Raw genomic sequence first — 22,177 nt, 5'->3', positions numbered from 1 at the left:
ATGCGCGTCCCCATCGACTGGCTCCGCGACTACGTGGACGTGCCCGCCGGCACGACCGCTCAGCAGGTCGCGGCCGACCTGGTCCGCGTCGGGCTGGAGGAGGAGGCCTTCCACGGCGGCGGCGTGACCGGCCCGCTCGTCGTCGGGCGTGTGCTCACGCTCGACAAGGAGCCGCAGAAGAACGGCAAGGTCATCACCTGGTGCACCGTCGACGTCGGCGCGGCCAACGGCACGGGTGAGCCCCAGGGAATCGTCTGCGGAGCACACAACTTCGAGGCGGGCGACCTCGTCCCGGTCATCCTTCCGGGGGGCGTCCTCACCACCCCGCAGGGACCGATGGTGGTCGGGGCCCGCAAGACGTACGGTCACGTCTCGGCGGGGATGATCTGCTCCGAGCTCGAGCTGGGCCTCGGCGAGGACCATGACGGCATCATCGTCCTGACCCGTCGCTTCGCCGACGACCCCGAGATGCTCGCCCGGCTCGAGCCGGGTGCCGACGCGATCCCGCTGCTCGGCCTCGACCGCGAGACCGTCGAGGTCAACGTCACCCCGGACCGGGGCTACTGCTTCTCGATCCGCGGCATCGCGCGCGAGTACTCCCACGCGACTGGCGCATCCTTCACCGACCCCGTCGTCGACCTGGCCGAGGCCGCACCCGCCGCGACGGACGACGGCTTCCCGGTCCGACTGGAGGACCACGCGCCGATCCAGGGTCGGGCGGGGTGCAGCCGCTACGTCGCGCGCGTCGTGCGCGGCATCGACGTCTCGGCACCGACGCCGCGCTGGATGTCCCAGCGGCTCGTCGAGGCCGGGATGCGACCAATCTCCCTGCCGGTCGACGTGACGAACTACGTCATGCTCGGCCTCGGCCAACCGCTGCACGCCTTCGACGCGGCAACGCTCGGTGACGCGATCGTCGTGCGCCGTGCGGCACCGGGTGAGCGGATCACGACCCTCGACGGCCAGGACCGCGCGCTGCATCCCGAGGACCTCCTCATCACCGACGGCGGGCGCACCCCGATCGCGATCGCCGGGGTCATGGGCGGAGCCGAGACCGAGGTCGGTGCGGGCACGGCCGACGTGCTGGTCGAGTCCGCGACGTTCGACCCTGTTTCGATCGCGCGCTCGGCCCGACGGCACCGACTTCCCTCGGAGGCGTCCAAGCGCTTCGAGCGCGGCGTCGACCCCGAGCTCGCCCCCGCCGCCGCCGAGCTGGCCGTCCAGCTGCTCACCGCGTACGGCGGCGGTTCCGTCGACCCCGGGGTGACCGATGTCGGCACCCCGCGGCCGATCGTCACCGTCGACCTCGACCCGGACTATCCCGCGCGGTTCGTCGGCGTCCCCTACAGCCGCGACGACGTCCGGCGCATCCTCACCGAGATCGGCTGCCACGTCGAGGAGGTTGCGACGACCGGAGGCCCGCGGATGCGGGTCACGCCGCCCTCGTGGCGACCCGACCTGAGGACGGCGCCGGACCTGGTCGAGGAGGTCGCCCGCATCGACGGCTACGACCGCATCCCCTCCGTCGTTCCGACACCCCCGAGCGGGAGCGGGCTGACCCACGGCCAGCGGGCCCGCCGCATCGTCGCGGAGGTGCTCGCCGGTCAGGGTCTCACCGAGGTGTGGAGTCCGCCGTTCGTCGGCGACACCCGCCACCGCGACCTCGGGTGGGACCCACAGGAGGCCCGCGCCCGGACCGTGGCCCTGGCGAACCCGCTGTCCGAGGAGCAGCCGCTCATGCGGATCAGCGTGCTCTCGACGATGGTCGACGCCCTCGTGCGCAACGTCGCCCGCGGCGCCAAGGACGTGGGGCTCTTCGAGGTGGGCCTCGTCGTCGCGCGCGACGGCGAGCAGCGGCGGGCGCCGACGGAGGACGTCGGCATCCTGCCGAGCGAGGACACCCTCGCCGCGATCCACGCCGCCATCCCGGCACAGCCGCGTCACCTCGCAATCCTTCTCACCGGCGACCGCGACCGGGCGGGGTGGTGGGGCGGCGGGCGGCGTGCCGACGTCACCGACGTCATCGCCCTCGCCGCGAGCGTCGCCGAGGCCCTCGGAGTCGAGACGGAGGTCCGGCCGGCCGACGACGTCATGCCGTTCCACCCGGGGAGGTGTGCGGCACTCCACCTCGCCGACGGCGTGCTCCTCGGCCACGCCGGCGAGCTGCACCCCAAGGTCGTCGCGTCGCTCGGACTGCCGGCGCGCACCCTGGCTGCCGAGCTCGACCTCGACCGACTCATCGCCGCGTCCGAGGTGACGGTCCAGGCCCGGGACGTCATCACCTCGCCGGTCGCCTACAGCGACGTGGCGCTCGTCGTCGACGAGACGGTCACCGCGGCCGCGGTCGAGGCGTCGCTGCGCTCGGGTGCCGGGGACATCCTCGAGTCGGTGGGTCTCTTCGACGTCTACCGGGGCGACCAGGTCGGCCCGGGCCGCAAGTCGCTCGCATACCGGCTCGCCTTCCGGGCCCCGGACCGCACGCTGACCACCGACGAGGTCTCCGGCCTGCGCGACCGGGCGGTCGCCGAGGCGGCCCGGGTCGTCGGGGCGGTCCAGCGATGAGCGCGCCCGTCGCCGTCGTCACCGGCGCCTCTCGCGGGATCGGTCGGCACATCGCCGACGCCCTCCAGGCGCACGGGTATGCGGTGGCGCGGGGGTCGAGCATCGTCGCCGCCGTGACGGACCAGGAGGCGGTCGAGAGGTGGGTCGCCGACGTCCTCTCCCGGCATCCCCGCGTGGACCTGCTCGTGAACAACGCCGGCGTCATCGACGCCGAGGTTCCGCTCCTGGACTCCGAGCCGGAGCAGTGGTGGCGGACGGTCGAGGTCAACGTGCGCGGCGCATACCTGGTCACGTGGGTTCTGGGCCGGATGCTGCGCGAGCGCACCGGCTCGACCGACGGACTGCGGGTCGTCAACCTCAACAGCGGCGCGGGCCTGCGGCCGGGGGCGCTGGCCACCGCATACAACCTCAGCAAGACCGCCCTCGCCCGGCTGACCGGCTCGACCCACCTGTCCGGCATCCCATGCCTGGACCTCATGCCGGGCGTCGTCCGCACCGACATGACCGAGTCCATGCAGGCCCACGTCGACCGGACCGAGTGGACCGACCCCGCCGACGTGACCGCTCTGGTGCTGGCGTTCGCGGCGGGCGACCTCGACGCGTGGTCGGGCCGCTTCGTCCGGGCCGGTGTCGACACGCCCGAGTCGCTGCGGGCGCGGGCGAAGGCCGGTCTGGACGAGTCGGACCGCACGGTGACGCTCCGCACCTGGGGGGCCGGGGACCCGCTCGGCTGACCGCCGCGCGGACTCGCAGGAGGGTCACAGTAGGTTGGCGGGATGGCCGAGACCACGCGACTGACGGTGGCGGTGACTGGACCCACTGGCACCTTCGGGCTGGCGCTGGTGCCGATGCTCGAACGCGATGAGCGAGTCGGGCGGGTCATCGGGATCGCGCGCCGGCCGTTCGATCCCGCGGCCCGGGGCTGGTCCAAGCTCGAGTACCGCAGAGGCGACGTGCGGGATCCCGACGCGCTGCGGGCCTGCTTCGAGGGCGCCGACGTCGTCGTGCACCTCGCGTTCCAGGTGATGACGGGGAACGAGGAGACGGCTCGGGCGATCAACGTCGACGGCACCCTGGGCGCGTTCGACGCGGCCGTGGCGGCGGGCGCCCGCCGGTTCGTCTACGCATCGTCGGTGGCGGCCTACGGCTTCCACCGCGACAACCCGGTCGGCCTGACCGAGGACTGGGCCACCCGCCCCGCCGGGCGGCTCCTCTACGCGCAGGAGAAGGCCGAGCTCGAGCACGCCCTCCAGCGGGCGGCCGCACGCAACCCCGGGACGGACGTGTACCTCCTGCGCCCGCCGATCGTCCTCGGTCCCGACGCCGCCGGCGGGAAACAGGTCCTGCCGGCTGCGCTCGCACCGGTCGTACCCCTGGTCCGCGCCGTCATGCGCGGCCTGCCCGCCCCGCCGGTGGTGGTTCCCGACCTTCCGCTGCAGTTCGTCCACCAGGAGGACGTGGCGCGCGCGCTGCTCCTGTGCGTCCTGGGCGCCGGTCCTCCGGGCGCCTACAACATCGCCGCGGACGACGTCGTGTCCCTCGTCGACGTCGCCCGGGCGCTCGGTCTGCGACCCGTCCGGATGCCGGGCGCGCCCGTCGCCGCGGCCTCGCGGGTGATCGCGCGAGTGCCCCACCTGCCGTCCCGGATGGCGTGGGTCGAGACCATGGCCCACCCCGCGATCATGGACACGACCAAGGCCAGGACGGTGCTCGGCTGGAGTCCTCGGCACTCCGCGCTCGATGCGCTCGGGGAGACCTTCTAGCCCCGTGTGCTGGGTCGCTCGCCGAGAGCGGAACCGGAGTGAATGAACGTGCTGAGTCATGTATAGTCATGCAACGTGATGAGAGCAGCGGTCGTCGGTGCGAGCGGCTACGCCGGCGGTGAGATCCTGCGGCTGCTGATCGAGCATCCTGGCATCGAGATCGGGGCGCTGACGGCGGCGAGCAGTGCCGGGACGCCCCTGGGTCGGATCCATCCGCATCTTGTGCCGCTGGCCGACCGGACCGTCGTGGAGACGACACCGGAGGCGGTGACCGACCACGACGTCGTCTTCCTCGCCCTCCCGCACGGACACTCGGCCGCCCTCGTGGACCGGTTGCCGGCCGACGTCCTCGTGATCGACTGCGGGGCCGACTTCCGGCTCGCCGACGACGCTGCGTGGACGGCCTACTACGACACCCCCTATGCCGGGCAGTGGCCGTACGGGCTGCCCGAGCTCGCTCTCGCCGACGGCGGGGTCCAGCGGACCCGGCTGCTCGGAGCGCGCCGGATCGCCGTGCCCGGCTGCTATCCGACGGCCGTTTCTCTGGCCCTGGCACCAGGCCTGGCCGCCGGCGTGCTCGAGCCGGACGACCTCACCGTCGTGGCCGCCTCCGGCACGTCCGGCGCGGGCAAGGGGCTCAAGGCGCACCTGCTCGGATCCGAGGTGATGGGAGCGATGTCGCCCTACGGCGTCGGCGGCGTGCACCGGCACACTCCCGAGATCGAGCAGAACCTCTCCCTCGCCGCGGGGGCCGACGTGCGGGTGTCGTTCACCCCCACCCTGGCGCCCATGCCCCGCGGCATCCTCGCGACGTGCACCGCCCGGCTCGCGTCCGGGGCCGGCGTCGAGCAGGTGCGCGCCGCCTGGGAGCAGCGGTATGCGGGGGAGACCTTCGTCCACCTCCTGCCCGAGGGCGTCTGGCCGAGCACGGCGAGCGTCGTCGGGAGCAACAGCGCCCTCATCCAGGTCGCCGTGGACGACCGCGTCGGGCGGGTCATCGCGATCGCCGCCATCGACAACCTGACCAAGGGCACGGCCGGCGCCGCCGTCCAGTGCCTCAACCTCGCGGCCGGGTGGGACGAGACCATCGGGCTGCCCGTCGCCGGAGTCGCCCCATGAGCGCCCTGAAGCTGCACATCCTGCACCACACCGACCCGTTCGTCATCGCCTCGCTGCCGCCGGACACGGTGGTGGACTGGGACCGCTCCGGGTCGGTCCTGTTCTCCGTCACCCACTCCACGACGGAGACCTCGGTGATCTGTCACGAGAGGGCGGTCCCCGACGGGACCCGGACGGAGGGGCCGTTCCACGTGTTCGAGGTCGCCGGGCCGCTCGACTTCACCCAGGTCGGTGTGCTGGCGGGGCTGGTCGTGCCGCTCGCGGCCAAGGGCATCACGATCCTGACGACGTCGACCTATGAGACCGACTGGATCCTCGTTCCCGCGGGGCGGGCGGACGAGGCCGAGCAGGCCTGGCGGCGAGAGGGCTTCCTCGTCACCCCTCCGGTTCTCGGGTCCCTCGGATGAGCGTCACCACCCCACGGGGTTTCGTCGCCGCCGGCGTGACGGCAGGGCTCAAGGCCTCCGGCCGCCCCGACGTCGCACTCGTGCACAACCTCGGTCCGGATCGGCATGCCGCCGGGGTCTTCACGAGCAACCGGGTGTGCGCCGCGCCGGTGACGTGGAGCCGTCAGGTCCTCGCCGACTCGCGGGTCGACGCCGTCGTCCTCAACAGCGGGGGAGCCAACGCATGCACCGGCGCCCAGGGGTTCCAGGACACCCATCGCACGGCCGAGCTCGTCGCGGACGCGCTGGACGTCAGTGCGGGGGACGTCGCGGTGTGCTCGACGGGTCTCATCGGCGAGCTGTTGCCGATGGACCTCATCGAGTCGGGGATCGCACTGGCGTCGGCGGCACTGTCCACCGAGGGCGGAGCCGACGCGGCGCTGGCGATCATGACGACCGACACCGTTCCCAAGACGGCGTCGACCAGCCGTGACGGCTGGTCGGTGGGCGGCATGGCCAAGGGCGCCGGCATGCTCGCGCCGGCCCTGGCCACGATGCTCGTGGTCGTCACCACGGACGCCGTGACCACCCCGGGAGACCTCGATGCCGCCGTGCGCTCGGCGACGGCGCAGACCTTCGACCGCGTCGACTCCGACGGGTGTCAGTCCACGAACGACACCGTCCTGCTCCTCGCCTCCGGAGCGAGCGGCATCGCCGTGGACCGAGCCGACCTGACCGCCGCGGTCACCGAGGTGTGTGCCGACCTCGCGCGTGGGCTCGTCGCCGACGCGGAGGGCGCCCACCACGAGGTGGCGATCGACGTGACCGGCGCCGCGACACTCGAGGACGCCCTCGAGGTGGGCCGCTCGGTCGCCCGCAACACCCTCGTCAAGTGCGCCATCTTCGGACAGGACCCGAACTGGGGCCGGATCCTCGCCGCGGTCGGCACCACGGGGGCCGCCTTCGAGCCGACCGACCTCGACGTGAGCATCAACGGGGTCATGGTGTGCCGTGCCGGCGGTGTCGGGGAGGACCGCGCCCTCGTCGACCTGTCCCCCCGCGAGGTCCACATCGTCGTCGACCTGCACGCCGGGGATGTGGCCGCGACGATCTGGACCAACGACCTCACCCATGACTACGTCCACGAGAACAGCGCCTACTCGACATGACCGCCGACCACATCCCGGGCGGCGCCCCCACCGCGGCCGACGGCCACCGGACCGGCCCGACCGGTGGTCGCCACGATCACCACGTCGCCACCGCCTCGGCCAAGGCGGCCACCCTCATCGAGGCGCTGCCGTGGCTCGAGCGCTTCCACGGCTCCCTCGTCGTCGTCAAGTACGGCGGCAACGCGATGACCGACGACGCCCTCAAGACGGCCTTCGCCCAGGACGTCGCCTTCCTCCGCTATGCCGGCCTGCGACCGGTCGTCGTGCACGGGGGCGGCCCCCAGATCGGCACGATGCTGGACCGGCTCGGGATCCACAGCGAGTTCCGCGGCGGACTGCGGGTCACGACGCCGGAGGCGATGGACGTCGTCCGCATGGTCCTGGTCGGACAGGTCGGCCGCGAGCTCGTGGGACTGCTCAACCAGCACGGCGCCCTCGCCGTCGGACTGTCCGGCGAGGACGCCGGCCTCTTCAAGGGGGTGCGCAAGGGCCTCGTCGAGGACGGTGTCGCGGTCGACCTCGGACTCGTCGGCGACGTGACGGAGGTCGATCCGACGGCCATCGACGACCTGCTCGCCGCCGGCCGCATCCCGGTCGTCTCGACGATCGCCCCGGACCTCGAGGACACGGGCCAGGTGCTCAACGTCAACGCCGACACGGCGGCTGCCGCCCTCGCCGTCGCGCTGCCGGCCGACAAGCTCATCGTCCTCACCGACGTCGAGGGTGTCTACGCTAGCTGGCCCGACCGCGACTCGCTGCTCACCGACCTCCCCGTCGGTCGGGCCCGGGAGCTGCTCGGCACCGTCGACTCGGGCATGATCCCCAAGCTCGAGGCCTGTGTGCGAGCCGTCGAGGGGGGAGTGGCCGCAGCGCACGTCATCGACGGCCGCATCCCGCACGCCCTCCTCCTCGAGGTGTTCACGGACACGGGCATCGGGACGATGATCCGGCCGGACGAGGCGATGCCGCCCACCGCACGGAGTCAGGCACCGCGCAGGGCGTCGAACCCGGGCGGAGGTTCGGCATGAGCGCCTCCGACGAGCTGCTGGCACGCTACGAGCGGTCCCTCATCGGCGTCTTCGGCGTGCCGCAGCTCGTCCTCACCCGCGGCGACGGCTGCTACGTCTGGGACGCCGACGGCCGACGGTACCTCGACCTGCTCGGCGGCATCGCGGTCAACGCCCTCGGGCACAACCACCCCTCTCTCGTCGTCGCCGTCTCGACGCAGGCGAGCGAGATGCTCCACCTCTCCAACTTCTTCACCTCGCCTGCCCAGGTCGGGCTGGCCGAACGCATCCTCGAGATCGCGGACGCTCCGGCCGGCTCGGGCGTCTTCTTCTGCAACTCGGGAGCCGAGGCCATCGAGGCGGCGATCAAGATGAGCCGCCGCACCGGACGGACCCGGCTCGTCGCAGCCAGCGGGTCCTTCCACGGACGCACCACCGGTGCCCTGGCCCTGACGAGCAAGGAGACCTACCGCAGCCCCTTCGAGCCGCTGATCCCCGGGGTGGACTTCGTCCCCTTCGGCGACGTCGATGCGCTCCGCCGCGTCGTCGACGACCACACGGCCGCGATCTTCCTGGAGCCCATCCAAGGTGAGGGGGGCGTCGTGCCGGCGACCAGCGCATACCTCCTCGCCGCCCGCGAGGTCGCCGACGCGACCGGCGCCCTGCTCGTCCTCGACGAGATCCAGACCGGTGTCGCCCGCACCGGCGACTGGTTCGCGTTCCAGCACGTGCCCGGCCTGCGTCCCGACGTCATGACGCTCGCCAAGGGTCTCGGCGGTGGCATCCCCGTCGGGGCGGTCGTCGCATTCGGGGAGCACGTGCGCGGACTCCTCACCCCTGGCCAGCACGGCACGACGTTCGGCGGGAACCCGCTCGCCGCCGCCGCGGGACTCGCGGTGCTCGACGAGATCGAGCGGGCCGGTCTGCTCGAGCACGCCCGGGCCGTCGGCGACCATGTCGCCTCGGCCATTCGCGCCCTGGGCCACCCCTCGGTCACGGACGTGCGCGGCCGCGGACTGTTGCGGGCCATCGCCCTCGACGCCGAGATCGCGCCCGCACTCGTGACCGCGGCCCGGGACCAGGGCTTCATCGTCAACGCCGTCACGCCGTCCGCGATCCGGATCGCCCCACCGCTGATCATCACCGCGGAGCAGCTCGACACCTTCGTCACCGCCCTGCCGGGGCTCGTCGACGAGGCGCATGCCCGGACCGCTCAGACCGCCTGACCACGCCCGCCCCAGGAGACCGACATGCCGCTGCGCCACTTCCTCCGCGACGACGACCTCACCCACGACGAGCAGGCCCTCGTCCTCTCCCGCGCCGCCCGGATCAAAGCCGCCCCCTTCACGGACCGCACCCTCGTCGGACCGGAGGTCGTCGCCGTCCTCTTCGACAAGCAGACCCTGCGCACCCAGCTGTCGTTCTCCGCGGCGATCGCCCACCTGGGCGGATACCCCATGGTCGTCGACGGCAAGCTCGCCCAGGTCGGTGTGCGCGAGTCGATCGCCGACGTCGCCCGCGTCATGGGCCGCGAGGCAGTCGCGATCGTGTGGCGCACCTACGGGCAGGACCGGATCGAGGAGATGGCCGCATACGCGCAGGTGCCCGTCATCAATGCACTCACCGACGACTTCCACCCGTGCCAGATCCTCGCCGACCTGATGACCGTCCAGGAGCACCGGGGTGACCTGCCCGGCAAGACCCTCGCCTACCTCGGCGACGGGGCGAACAACATGGCCCACTCCTACCTGCTCGGCAGTGCGCTGGCCGGGATGCACGTGCGGGTCGCGACGCCCGCCGACCACCAGCCGAAACCCGAGATCCTCGCCCGCGCCGAGGAGCTCGCCGCCGCCCACGGGGGCTCGGTGCTCATCACCGACGACCCGGTGGCGGCGGTCGCCGATGCCGACGCGGTCGCCACGGACACCTGGGTCTCGATGGGGCAGGAGAAGGAGAAGGACCGCCGCCGCGGCGAGACCAGCCCGTTCGCCCGGTTCCAGGTCACGACCGAGCTGATGGGTCACGCGGACCCCGAGGCGGTCTTCCTGCACTGCCTGCCCGCGTACCGCGGGTACGAGGTGACGGCCGAGGTCATCGACGGCCCCCAGTCGGTCGTCTGGGACGAGTCGGAGAACCGGCTGCACGCCCAGAAGGCGATCCTCTCCTGGCTCGTGGAACAGCACCGGGCGGGGGAGCAGCCGTGACGATCTCGACGAGCCGGACGGCCCGCCAGCAGCGGATCATCGAGATCCTCGGGCAGCGACCGATCCGGTCCCAGCCCGAGCTGCTCGACCTGCTCGCCGAGGACGGCATCGAGGTCACCCAGGCGACCCTCTCGCGGGACCTCGTCGAGATCGGCGCGGAGAAGGTGCGGGTCGGCAAACAGCTCGTGTATGCGGTGCCCGGCGAGGGCGGCGACCGCACCGTCCGCCCGGCGCCGGCCGCGCACGAGGTGAGCCAGCGACTCCAGCAGCGCTGCCAGGAGCTGCTCGTCAGCGCCGAGCCGACGGCCAACCTCGTCGTGCTGCGGACCCCGCCGGGCGCCGCGAACTTCCTCGCCTCGGCCATCGACCACGGAGCGGTCCGCGAGGTGCTCGGCACGATCGCGGGGGATGACACGATCATGGTCATCACGACCGGCGACGCCGCGAGCAGGCGGGTCGCCGACCTGTTCATGAGCATGGCGAGGAAGGACACGACGTGACCCATCACGGGGAGGCAGGGTCCACGGTTTCCGGCGGGCCGGACCGGGTGGCGCTGTGGGGCGGCCGGTTCGCGGGCGGCCCGGCCGATGCGCTCGCCGCGCTGTCGAAGTCCACGCACTTCGACTGGCGTCTGGCGGCGTACGACATCGCCGGCTCCCGGGCGCACGCGCGTGTCCTGGCCGGCGCCGGCCTGCTCGAGGAAGCCATGCTCGCCGAGATGCTCCGCGGGCTGGACGAGCTCGCCGCGGACACCGCCTCCGGGGCCTTCGTCCCCGCCGAGACCGACGAGGACGTGCACACGGCCTTGGAGCGGGGCCTCATCGAGCGGGTCGGCCCCGAGGTGGGCGGCCGGCTCCGGGCCGGTCGCTCCCGCAACGACCAGGTCGCGACGTTGTTCCGGATGTACCTGCGCGACCACGCGCGCGTCGTCGCCGGACTCGTGCTCGACGTGGTCGAGGCGATCACCGGCCAGGCCGACCGCCATCTCGGCGTGCCGATGCCGGGACGCACCCATCTGCAGCACGCCCAGCCCGTGCTGCTCAGCCACCACCTCCTCGCGCACGCCTGGGCGCTGCTGCGCGACGTCGACCGCCTCCGCGACTGGGACCGGCGCGCGGCCGAGAGCCCCTACGGCTCAGGTGCCCTGGCAGGCAGCTCGCTGGGTCTGGATCCCGAGGCCGTCGCCGCCGACCTCGGCTTCGACCGTGCGGTGGAGAACAGCATCGACGGCACGGCCGCTCGCGACTTCGTCGCCGAGTTCGCCTTCGTGACGGCGATGATCGGAGTCGACGTGTCCCGACTCGCCGAGGAGGTCGTCATCTGGGCGACCAAGGAGTTCTCGTTCGTCACCCTCGACGACGCGTACTCGACCGGCTCGAGCATCATGCCGCAGAAGAAGAACCCCGACATCGCCGAGCTCGCGCGCGGCAAGGCCGGCCGTCTCGTGGGCGACCTGGCCGGGCTGCTCACGACCTTGAAGTCGCTCCCGCTCGCCTACAACCGCGACCTCCAGGAGGACAAGGAGCCGGTCTTCGACGCTGTCGACACCCTCGAGGTCCTCCTGCCGGCCTTCGCGGGCATGGTGGAGACCATGGTCTTCGACACCGAGCGGCTCGCGTCGCTGGCACCGCAGGGCTTCTCGCTGGCCACCGACATCGCCGAGTGGCTGGTCCGGGAGGGGGTGCCGTTCCGGGTCGCGCACGAGGTGGCGGGTGAGTGCGTCCGGGTGTGCGAGGCCCGCGGGATCGAGCTCTGGGACCTCTCCGACGACGACCTCGCCGGCATCTCACCGCACCTGACGCCCGCCGTGCGCGAGGTGCTCTCGGTCGAGGGCTCGCTCGCATCGAGGGCGGCCAAGGGCGGGACCGCGCCGGAACGCGTCGCGGAGCAGCTGGCGGCGGTGCGCGAGAGGTCCCGGGACGCCCGTGGCTGGGCGGACGGGTCCGTCCTGCCCTCGTGACGAGGCTCGTCAGGGCCGCCCTGGAGCGTCCCGTCCTCGAGGTCGCCCCGGACCTCCTCGGGTGCCTGTTCACCGCGGGCGGCGTCACCGTGCGGATCACCGAGGTCGAGGCGTATGCGGGGGAGTCCGACCCCGGGTCGCACGCCTTCCGGGGGCGCACGCCGCGCACCGAGGTCATGTTCGGGCGGGCCGGTCACCTCTATGTGTACTTCACCTACGGCATGCACTGGTGTGCCAACGTCGTCACGGGACTCGAGGGCCGGGCGTCCGCGGTGCTCATGCGCGCCGGGGAGGTGGTCGCCGGGCACGAGGTCGCCGCGCGACGACGGCCCGGGATCCGCGAACGCGACTGGGCCCGCGGCCCGGCGAGGTTGGCGAGCACCCTCGGGCTCGACCGCGCCCACAACGGCGCCGACCTGTGCGGCGACGCGGAGGAACCCCGTCTCGAGGCCGCCGGCGCGGTACCGGATCCGGCGGCCGTGCGGACCGGACCCCGGGTCGGGGTGAGCGGACCCGGAGGCGATGGCACCGCATACCCCTGGCGCTTCTGGCTCGACGCAGAGCCGACCGTCTCCGTCTACCGACCTGGACGGCGGCCCTGAGCCGGCGTCCCTGGCCCGCGAACTACCCGTCACTGCCGTGTCGGTTTTCCGCTGGTCACCGTGCTCCGCGTACCGCAGGATGGTCGGTATGCACACCGACCACGCCCGGTGCGTCCGAGCCGTCCAGGGCCGGGACGCCCGCTTCGACGGGCTCTTCGTGACCGGGGTCGTGTCGACCGGGATCTACTGCCGGCCGTCGTGCCCCGCCCGCACGCCCGCGCCCCACAACATGCGCTTCTACCCGAGCGCGGCGGCCGCCCACCGGGAGGGGTTCCGCGCCTGCAAGCGGTGCCTGCCCGACGCGACGCCGGGCTCCCCGCAGTGGAACGTGCGGGCGGACGTCGTCGCGCGAAGTGTCCGCCTGATCGAGGACGGCCTCGTCGACCGCGTCGGGGTGCCGGGACTCGCGGCTGCGGTCGGGTACAGCCCACGGCACCTCGAGCGGCTCATGCTCGCCGAGGTCGGCGCGGGTCCACTGGGGCTCGCCCGAGCGCAGCGCGCGCAGACCGCTCGCACCCTGATCGAGCGCTCCGCCCTGCCGCTCACCGAGGTGGCATGGGCTGCGGGGTTCGGCAGCGTGCGGTCCTTCAACGAGACGATCCGAGCCGTCTACGGCACCTCGCCCAGCGAGCTGCGAGGGCGATCCTCGTCCCGACGGGGCGTAGGCGCCGTTGGCAGTGCGGGAGAGGAGCCGGACGGCGCACAGGCCGCGGGCTACAGCCTGGTGCGGGTGCGCCTGCCGTTCCGTCCGCCGCTCGAGCCGCGCCAGCTCCTCGGTCATCTCGTCGCCACCGCTGTCCCCGGGATCGAGGAGTGGAACGGGACGGCCTACCGCCGCACCCTGCGGCTCCCGCACGGTCATGGCATCGTCGCGGTCCGGCCACCCGACCCGGCTCGGGCTCACGTCGAGGCCGACCTGCACCTCAGCGACGTGCGTGACCTCACCGCAGCCGTGCACCGGGTCCGGTCACTCCTCGACCTCGACGCCGACCCTGGCGCCGTCGACGAGGCCCTCGCGTCCGACCCCGTGCTCGCGCCGCACGTGAGGCGCTCGCCCGGACGCCGCGTTCCGCGGACCGTCGACGCGGGGGAGCTCGCCGTCCGTGCGGTGCTCGGGCAGCAGGTCTCGACGTCGTCCGCCCGAACCCTCACCGGCCGCCTTGTCGCCAGGCTCGGTGACCCCGTGACGGACCCCGTCGGCGGGCTGAGCCGGCTCTTCCCGGAACCGGAGCGGTGGGCGGGTGCACCCGACGACGTGCTCCGCATCCCGGGCGGTCGCCGGCGGACGGTCCGAAGTCTCGGCGCCGCTCTCGACGCCGGCCTCGACCTCGGCCCGGGCGCCGACCGCGACGAGGCCCGAGGTCGGCTGGCCGACATCCCCGGGATCGGGCCGTGGACGGTCGAGACGGTCGCGATGCGCGCCATGGGGGACCCGGACGCCTTCATCCCGACGGATCTCGGGATCCGGGCCGCCGCAACCGGGCTCGGCCTGCCGGGTGGTCGCGACCTCGTGAGTCGCGCCGAAGCATGGCGGCCCTTCCGCTCGTACGCGGTCCAGCACCTCTGGGCCGTGCTGCCCCATCCCGTCAACGACCTGCCGGACCCCGGTCCGACCATCCCACGAGGAGAGAGCTGATGTCCGTACCGTCCACCCCATCCGGATCCGACCCCGAGGCCGGGCCGAACAGCCCGTTCGTCTCCGACGCGCACGGACCCCTGCGTCACGCCGCGGCGCCGACGGCGCTCGGGGTGTTCACGCTCGTCGCCGACGACGTCGCGGTCACCGCCGTCCACTACCCGGGTCAGGATCCGCCGCTCGATGGCGCCTGGGGCACTCCGGTGCGCGCCGAGGACCACCCGGTGCTGGGTCCGGCGGCCACCCAGCTGGCCGAGTACGTCGACGGAGCCCGCACCGAGTTCGCCCTCCCGCTCCGTCCTGCGGGAACGGCGTTCCAGCGGGACGTCTGGGCCGCTCTCCTCGCCATCCCGTACGGCGTCACCCGGTCCTACCGAGAGCAGGCCGAGTCCCTCGGCCGACCGAACGCGGTGCGCGCCGTCGGCGCCGCCAACGGGCGCAACCCGATCCCCGTCGTCATCCCGTGCCACCGGGTCATCGGGTCAGGTGGTGCGCTGACGGGGTATGCGGGGGGCACCACGCTCAAACGTGCGCTTCTCGATCTGGAGTCGGGCTCCCGTCCACTACCGACCGGTTGACCATCGGGGGGTTGGCCGGCGACGGCCAAGCGGGCAGTCCGCGGCCCCACCCGGTCGGGGTCGTGGCCACCGGATGGACCGTCGCGGTCCACTGCAGGGCGACGTGGCAGGCTGTGGCGAGCGCCGCATACCGCTGCGGCCCCGGCCGGTGGACACGGTCGGCACCCCACCCACGACTCCGACGACGCACGAGGACGGCAGGACAGTGACCCAGACCCAGGCGATCACCCGGGACGGGATTCTCGACGAGCTCCGGTGGCGCGGAGCGATCGCGCAGACCACGGATGAGGACGCCCTTCGCGCGGCGCTGGGCGCGGGTCCGGTGACGGTCTACTGCGGGTTCGACCCGACCGCTCCCTCGCTACACTTCGGGAACTTCGTCCAGCTCGTCGCGCTGCGCCGGTTCCAACGGGCCGGACATCGGGTGATCTGCCTCGTCGGCGGTTCCACCGGCCAGATCGGCGACCCGAAGGCGACGGCGGAACGGGTGCTCAAGTCCCGGGAGCAGACGGCACACAACGTCGCCCGGATCAAGGATCTCGTCGCACCATTCCTCGACTTCGACGGGTCCACCGGTGTCGAGCACCCGGCGGTCCTCGTCGACAACCTGGACTGGTTCGCTCCGTTGACGGCGCTCGACTTCCTGCGCGACGTGGGCAAGCACTTCCGGGTCAACCAGATGATCCGGAAGGAGGCGATCGCCGCTCGGCTCGAGAGCCAGGAGGGTATCTCGTACACCGAGTTCAGCTACCAGCTGCTGCAGGCCTACGACTTCCTCGAGCTGTACCGCAGCCACGGCTGCACCCTGCAGATCGGCGGATCGGACCAGTGGGGCAACCTGACCGCCGGGGTCGACCTGATCCACCGTGTCGAGGGGGTCGCCGTCCACGCGCTCACCTCACCGTTGCTCACCGACTCCTCCGGCACCAAGTTCGGCAAGTCGGAGGGCAACGCGATCTGGCTCTCGGCGGACATGACGAGTCCGTACGCCTTCTACCAGTACTTCCTCAACATCGAGGACGCATCGGTGATCACGCTCCTGCGCATCTTCACCGACCTCTCGCCCGAGGCGATCGGGGATCTCGAACACCAGGTGACGGTCGAGCCGTATCGTCGGACCGCCCAACGGACGCTGGCCGAGGAGATGACGCGGCTCGTCCATGGCGACGACGCGACCGACGCGGTGATCGCCGCATCCGAGGCGTTGTTCGGGCGTGGTGACCTGCGGGTGCTCGACCCCGGCACCTTGGCCGATGCTGTCGAGGAGCTGCCCGGCGGAGGGGTGGTCCCCGGCGGAACGCTCACGGATGCGCTGGTCGCCGCGGGCCTGGCGGAGTCCCGCAATGCCGCCCGTCGCATCGTCGGCGAAGGTGCGGTCTCGTTGAACGGCGAACGCGTGGCCGACCCGGAGCAGGTCCTCGTGGAGGGTGACTTCCTCGGGGGCGTGGCCGCGATCCTGCGACGCGGCAAGAAGAACCTCGCCGCCGCACGCCGGCGGGACGGCTGAACGCCACTCGGCGGCGCGCCGACCGGGAGCACGCGACCGCCCACCCGAGGGCCGGACGCGCGAACTCGTTGGAGCACAGGGCAATTCGCCTATCCACGCCTGCATCTCAGGGCTGCGACACGCCCGAGATACAGGGCGATTTGGCGCCGCGGAGGAGCCCGGTCTAATGTTTCTTCTCGTCAGCCCGAGAGGGAGGAACGGACACCAAGCGGTGCGCGGCGCGAAGCGCCGAGGGCACACCAAGCAGGCCGGTCCCCAGGGCAGACTCCACCGAAAAGCAGGCCTTGTGGGTCTGGTACAGTGGATCGCCGCAGCCAGCGAAGACGCTCGAGCTGATCGAGACGGTCAGCGAATTTGACGCGCTTGGAGCCTGCGGATACAGTAGAACGGTTGCCCCGATGAGCCACCCACTGGGTGGCGGACCGGTGCGCGTCCGAACCTTGAGAACTCAACAGCGTGTCAAAAATCGATGCCAATAACCTCGTCTCGAGGGGCCTCGAACCGGCGCCGAACGGCGCCGTCGACGGGTCATTCGAACGAAAATCCTTTGGTTGACAACGAATAACTACTTACAGCTAGTTGTTCTTGCTCAGTCAGTGAAACAACCCTTCTTGGGTATAGATTTCGCAGGTTCGCCTGCGAGCTAAACATCAACGGAGAGTTTGATCCTGGCTCAGGACGAACGCTGGCGGCGTGCTTAACACATGCAAGTCGAACGGTGACCTCGAGAGCTTGCTCTTGAGTGATCAGTGGCGAACGGGTGAGTAACACGTGAGTAACCTACCCCTGACTCTGGAATAACAATTGGAAACAGTTGCTAATACCGGATATGACACGAGCGGGCATCCGCATCGTGTGGAAAGTTTTTCGGTCTGGGATGGACTCGCGGCCTATCAGCTTGTTGGTGAGGTAACGGCTCACCAAGGCGACGACGGGTAGCCGGCCTGAGAGGGCGACCGGCCACACTGGGACTGAGACACGGCCCAGACTCCTACGGGAGGCAGCAGTGGGGAATATTGCACAATGGGCGAAAGCCTGATGCAGCGACGCCGCGTGAGGGATGACGGCCTTCGGGTTGTAAACCTCTTTCAGTAGGGAAGAAGCGAAAGTGACGGTACCTACAGAAGAAGCACCGGCTAACTACGTGCCAGCAGCCGCGGTAATACGTAGGGTGCGAGCGTTGTCCGGAATTATTGGGCGTAAAGAGCTTGTAGGCGGTTTGTCGCGTCTGCTGTGAAAATCCGGGGCTCAACCCCGGACTTGCAGTGGGTACGGGCAGACTAGAGTGTGGTAGGGGAGACTGGAATTCCTGGTGTAGCGGTGAAATGCGCAGATATCAGGAGGAACACCGATGGCGAAGGCAGGTCTCTGGGCCACTACTGACGCTGAGAAGCGAAAGCGTGGGGAGCGAACAGGATTAGATACCCTGGTAGTCCACGCCGTAAACGTTGGGCGCTAGGTGTGGGACTCATTCCACGAGTTCCGTGCCGCAGCTAACGCATTAAGCGCCCCGCCTGGGGAGTACGGCCGCAAGGCTAAAACTCAAAGGAATTGACGGGGGCCCGCACAAGCGGCGGAGCATGTGGATTAATTCGATGCAACGCGAAGAACCTTACCAAGGCTTGACATATACCGGAAACATTCAGAGATGGGTGCCCCGCAAGGTCGGTATACAGGTGGTGCATGGTTGTCGTCAGCTCGTGTCGTGAGATGTTGGGTTAAGTCCCGCAACGAGCGCAACCCTCGTTCTATGTTGCCAGCGCGTAAAGGCGGGGACTCATAGAAGACTGCCGGGGTCAACTCGGAGGAAGGTGGGGATGACGTCAAATCATCATGCCCCTTATGTCTTGGGCTTCACACATGCTACAATGGCCGGTACAAAGGGCTGCGAAATCGCAAGATGGAGCGAATCCCAAAAAACCGGTCTCAGTTCGGATTGGGGTCTGCAACTCGACCCCATGAAGTCGGAGTCGCTAGTAATCGCAGATCAGCAACGCTGCGGTGAATACGTTCCCGGGCCTTGTACACACCGCCCGTCAAGTCACGAAAGTCGGTAACACCCGAAGCCGGTGGCCCAACCTTTTGGAGGGAGCCGTCGAAGGTGGGACTGGTAATTGGGACTAAGTCGTAACAAGGTAGCCGTACCGGAAGGTGCGGCTGGATCACCTCCTTTCTAAGGAGCACTGGTCGCGTAAGCGATCCAGAGCCTGGTCTGAGCGCGAATGTCGCTCAGCAGGCGCTCAAGGGTGGAACATCGATTATTTGGCGCTCAGCTCGCTACTCGACCAAGTACAAGCCGCAGCGGTCCTTCATTGGACCCAGGCAGTGGAACGGGACGGTCGCGAGATGGGCGCCTGACACGTTGTTGGGTCCTGAGGGCTCGGGCGTTTGCTCGACCTCAGGCCGAGAGATCGGCTGCAGGACCCGCGTCACGGACGAACCGCCGGCACGACAGTGCCGAGCAGGCGCCGGCAGCGACGCGGGGCCGCCCGTACTTTGAGAACTACACAGTGGACGCGAGCATCTTTGTGGCTCAAGTTTATAAGGGCACACGGTGGATGCCTTGGCACCAAGAACCGAAGAAGGACGTAGGAATCTGCGATAAGCCTCGGGGAGTCGATAACCAGACTGCGATCCGAGGATTTCCGAATGGGGAAACCCGGCTGGAGGCAAGTCCAGTCACTCCCACCTGAACACATAGGGTGGGTAGAGGGAACGTGGGGAAGTGAAACATCTCAGTACCCACAGGAAGAGAAAGCAACCGCGATTCCGTGAGTAGTGGCGAGCGAAAGCGGAACAGGCTAAACCGATCATGTGTGATAGCTGTCAGGCGTTGCATGGTCGGGGTCGTGGGACTTTTCAGTTGTCTCTGACAGGACAGCATGGAGTCAAAAACTCGTGTCATAGTCGAAGGACATTGAAAGGTCCGGCACAGAGGGTGCTACCCCCGTAGACGAAATGGCGCGAACTCCAGAGAAGTATCCCAAGTAGCACGGGGCCCGAGAAATCCCGTGTGAATCTGGCGGGACCACCCGCTAAGCCTAAATATTCCTTGGTGACCGATAGCGGACAAGTACCGTGAGGGAAAGGTGAAAAGTACCCCGGGAGGGGAGTGAAATAGATCCTGAAACCGTGTGCCTACAATCCGTCGGAGCCTCCTTGTGGGGTGACGGCGTGCCTTTTGAAGAATGAGCCTGCGAGTTAGTGCTCAGTGGCGAGGTTAACCCGTGTGGGGAAGCCGTAGCGAAAGCGAGTCCGAATAGGGCGAATGAGTCGCTGGGTCTAGACCCGAAGCGGAGTGATCTACCCATGGCCAGGTTGAAGCGACGGTAAGACGTCGTGGAGGACCGAACCCACTTAGGTTGAAAACTGAGGGGATGAGCTGTGGGTAGGGGTGAAAGGCCAATCAAACTCCGTGATAGCTGGTTCTCCCCGAAATGCATTTAGGTGCAGCGTCATGTGTTTCTTACCGGAGGTAGAGCTACTGGATAGCCGATGGGCCCTACCAGGTTACTGACGTTAGCCAAACTCCGAATGCCGGTAAGTGAGAGCATGGCAGTGAGACTGCGGGGGATAAGCTCCGTAGTCGAGAGGGAAACAGCCCAGACCACCAGCTAAGGTCCCTAAGCGTGTGCTAAGTGGGAAAGGATGTGGAGTTGCATTGACAACCAGGAGGTTGGCTTAGAAGCAGCCACCCTTTAAAGAGTGCGTAATAGCTCACTGGTCAAGTGATTCCGCGCCGACAATGTAGCGGGGCTCAAGCACACCACCGAAGCTGTGGCATTGACACATTGCCCGGCCGTACTTGTACGGTCCAAGCGTGTTGATGGGTAGGGGAGCGTCGTGTGGCGAGAGAAGCGGCGGAGTGATCCAGCCGTGGACGCCACACGAGTGAGAATGCAGGCATGAGTAGCGAAAGACGGGTGAGAAACCCGTCCGCCGAATAACCAAGGGTTCCAGGGTCAAGCTAATCTGCCCTGGGTAAGTCGGGACCTAAGGCGAGGCCGACAGGCGTAGTCGATGGACATCCGGTTGATATTCCGGAACCGGCGAAGAACCGCCCATGACGAACCTTCTGACGCTAAGCGCCTGAAGCTCTTTTCGCCTCCTTCGGGAGTCGAGTTGAGTGGAGCGCGCGAACCAAGGTTGTAGTAGTCAAGCAATGGAGAGACGCAGGAAGGTAGCCTCCGCGTGGCGATGGTTGTCCACGTCCAAGGGTGTAGGGAGTGAGATAGGCAAATCCGTCTCACACATATCCTGAGACCTGATAGTGACCGCGAATGCGGGAAGCAGGGTGATCCTATGCTGCCAAGAAAATCTTCTAGCGAGGTTCTAGCCGCCCGTACCCCAAACCGACTCAGGTGGTTAGGTAGAGAATACCAAGGCGATCGAGTGAATCGTGGTTAAGGAATTCGGCAAAATACCCCCGTAACTTCGGGAGAAGGGGGGCCTGGATCGTGAAGTGGTTTACCCACTAGCGTGAATGGCCGCAGAGACCAGGGAGGAGCGACTGTTTACTAAAAACACAGGTCCGTGCGAAGTCGCAAGACGATGTATACGGACTGACGCCTGCCCGGTGCTGGAAGGTTAAGAGGACGGGTTAGACCTTAGGGTCGAAGCTCAGAATTTAAGCCCCAGTAAACGGCGGTGGTAACTATAACCATCCTAAGGTAGCGAAATTCCTTGTCGGGTAAGTTCCGACCTGCACGAATGGCGTAACGACTCCTCCACTGTCTCAACCACGAACTCGGCGAAATTGCACTACGAGTAAAGATGCTCGTTACGCGCAGAAGGACGGAAAGACCCCGGGACCTTTACTACAGCTTGGTATTGGTGTTCGGTGCGGCTTGTGTAGGATAGGTGGGAGACTGTGAAGCATTCACGCCAGTGAGTGTGGAGTCAACGTTGAAATACCACTCTGGTCGTTCTGGATACCTAACCTCGGTCCGTGATCCGGATCAGGGACATTGCCTGGTGGGTAGTTTAACTGGGGCGGTTGCCTCCTAAAAGGTAACGGAGGCGCTCAAAGGTTCCCTCAGCCTGGTTGGCAATCAGGTTTCGAGTGTAAGTGCACAAGGGAGCTTGACTGTGAGACAGACATGTCGAACAGGGACGAAAGTCGGAACTAGTGACCCGGCGGTGGCTTGTGGAAGCGCCGTCGCTCAACGGATAAAAGGTACCCCGGGGATAACAGGCTGATCTTGCCCAAGAGTCCATATCGACGGCATGGTTTGGCACCTCGATGTCGGCTCGTCGCATCCTGGGGGTGGAGTTGCTCCCAAGGGTTGGGCTGTTCGCCCATTAAAGCGGTACGCGAGCTGGGTTTAGAACGTCGTGAGACAGTTCGGTCCCTATCCTCTGTGCGCGTAGGAAACTTGAGAAGGGCTGTCCCTAGTACGAGAGGACCGGGATGGACGAACCTCTGGTGTGTCAGTTGTTCTGCCAAGAGCACCGCTGATTAGCTACGTTCGGAAGTGATAACCGCTGAAAGCATCTAAGCGGGAAGCACGCTTCAAGATGAGGTTTCCATGGGGTTTACCCCGAGAGGCTCCCGGCTAGACTACCGGGTTGATAGGCCAGACGTGGAAGTGCAGCAATGCATGTAGCTGACTGGTACTAATAAGCCGATAACTTGATACACACAATCTTTGATTGTCCTGATGATCGCGTCCACTGTGCAGTTC

At 68.6% G+C, this 22,177-nt stretch carries 15 protein-coding genes and 2 rRNA genes; all 17 read left to right on the top strand.

The window, feature by feature from the left end; genetic code table 11:
• On the top strand, positions 1-2,562 hold the full coding sequence (gene pheT / locus GA707_RS08600; protein WP_152178014.1) for a phenylalanine--tRNA ligase subunit beta: 2,562 nt from the start codon (positions 1-3) through the stop codon (positions 2,560-2,562).
• On the top strand, positions 2,559-3,296 hold the full coding sequence (locus GA707_RS08595) for an SDR family oxidoreductase (protein WP_152178013.1): 738 nt from the start codon (positions 2,559-2,561) through the stop codon (positions 3,294-3,296). The genes pheT and GA707_RS08595 overlap by 4 nt, the downstream gene beginning before the upstream one ends.
• 42 nt (positions 3,297-3,338) lie before the next feature.
• Positions 3,339-4,325: an NAD-dependent epimerase/dehydratase family protein gene (locus GA707_RS08590; protein WP_152178012.1), complete on the top strand. Its 987-nt coding sequence runs from the start codon at positions 3,339-3,341 to the stop codon at positions 4,323-4,325.
• 78 nt (positions 4,326-4,403) lie between these two features.
• On the top strand, positions 4,404-5,444 hold the full coding sequence (argC, locus tag GA707_RS08585; RefSeq protein WP_152178259.1) for an N-acetyl-gamma-glutamyl-phosphate reductase: 1,041 nt from the start codon (positions 4,404-4,406) through the stop codon (positions 5,442-5,444).
• Positions 5,441-5,851 carry an ACT domain-containing protein gene (locus GA707_RS08580; protein ID WP_152178011.1) on the top strand — a complete coding sequence of 137 codons (411 nt, stop codon included), beginning with the start codon at positions 5,441-5,443 and terminating at the stop codon, positions 5,849-5,851. Before argC ends, GA707_RS08580 begins: the two co-directional genes overlap by 4 nt.
• A complete protein-coding gene (gene argJ, locus GA707_RS08575) occupies positions 5,848-6,999 on the top strand; it encodes a bifunctional glutamate N-acetyltransferase/amino-acid acetyltransferase ArgJ (RefSeq protein WP_152178010.1) in 1,152 nt (383 codons plus the stop codon). Before GA707_RS08580 ends, argJ begins: the two co-directional genes overlap by 4 nt.
• Complete coding sequence (gene argB, locus GA707_RS08570; RefSeq protein WP_152178009.1) at positions 6,996-8,027, top strand: acetylglutamate kinase; 1,032 nt, start codon at positions 6,996-6,998, stop codon at positions 8,025-8,027. The genes argJ and argB overlap by 4 nt, the downstream gene beginning before the upstream one ends.
• Positions 8,024-9,232, top strand: a complete 1,209-nt coding sequence (locus GA707_RS08565; RefSeq protein ID WP_152178008.1) for an acetylornithine transaminase — start codon at positions 8,024-8,026, stop codon at positions 9,230-9,232. The genes argB and GA707_RS08565 overlap by 4 nt, the downstream gene beginning before the upstream one ends.
• 24 nt (positions 9,233-9,256) lie before the next feature.
• A complete protein-coding gene (gene argF / locus GA707_RS08560; protein ID WP_152178007.1) occupies positions 9,257-10,210 on the top strand; it encodes an ornithine carbamoyltransferase in 954 nt (317 codons plus the stop codon).
• Positions 10,207-10,710 carry an arginine repressor gene (locus tag GA707_RS08555; RefSeq protein ID WP_152178006.1) on the top strand — a complete coding sequence of 168 codons (504 nt, stop codon included), beginning with the start codon at positions 10,207-10,209 and terminating at the stop codon, positions 10,708-10,710. Before argF ends, GA707_RS08555 begins: the two co-directional genes overlap by 4 nt.
• Positions 10,707-12,170 carry an argininosuccinate lyase gene (gene argH / locus GA707_RS08550; protein ID WP_226963644.1) on the top strand — a complete coding sequence of 488 codons (1,464 nt, stop codon included), beginning with the start codon at positions 10,707-10,709 and terminating at the stop codon, positions 12,168-12,170. Before GA707_RS08555 ends, argH begins: the two co-directional genes overlap by 4 nt.
• On the top strand, positions 12,167-12,772 hold the full coding sequence (locus GA707_RS08545; RefSeq protein WP_152178005.1) for a DNA-3-methyladenine glycosylase: 606 nt from the start codon (positions 12,167-12,169) through the stop codon (positions 12,770-12,772). The genes argH and GA707_RS08545 overlap by 4 nt, the downstream gene beginning before the upstream one ends.
• 88 nt (positions 12,773-12,860) lie before the next feature.
• Positions 12,861-14,408 carry an AlkA N-terminal domain-containing protein gene (locus GA707_RS08540; protein WP_152178004.1) on the top strand — a complete coding sequence of 516 codons (1,548 nt, stop codon included), beginning with the start codon at positions 12,861-12,863 and terminating at the stop codon, positions 14,406-14,408.
• Positions 14,408-14,986, top strand: coding sequence for a methylated-DNA--[protein]-cysteine S-methyltransferase (locus GA707_RS21605; protein WP_152178003.1), 579 nt, complete (start codon positions 14,408-14,410; stop codon positions 14,984-14,986). Before GA707_RS08540 ends, GA707_RS21605 begins: the two co-directional genes overlap by 1 nt.
• Before the next feature lie 205 nt (positions 14,987-15,191).
• Entirely contained in the window at positions 15,192-16,493 is a 1,302-nt protein-coding gene (tyrS, locus tag GA707_RS08530) for a tyrosine--tRNA ligase (protein WP_226963643.1), read from the top strand.
• A 650-nt stretch (positions 16,494-17,143) separates the two neighbouring features.
• A 16S ribosomal RNA gene (locus GA707_RS08525) occupies positions 17,144-18,666 on the top strand.
• A gap of 358 nt (positions 18,667-19,024) precedes the next feature.
• Positions 19,025-22,133 (top strand): 23S ribosomal RNA (locus tag GA707_RS08520).
• The 16S and 23S rRNA genes sit together here, the layout of an rRNA operon.
• Positions 22,134-22,177 lie beyond the last annotated feature (44 nt).

The sequence above is a fragment of the Nostocoides sp. F2B08 genome (assembly GCF_009184895.1).
Taxonomy (GTDB): domain Bacteria; phylum Actinomycetota; class Actinomycetes; order Actinomycetales; family Dermatophilaceae; genus F2B08.
Note: the sequence above shows the minus strand (reverse complement) of the source record. Positions and strands in the feature narration are given on the sequence as shown.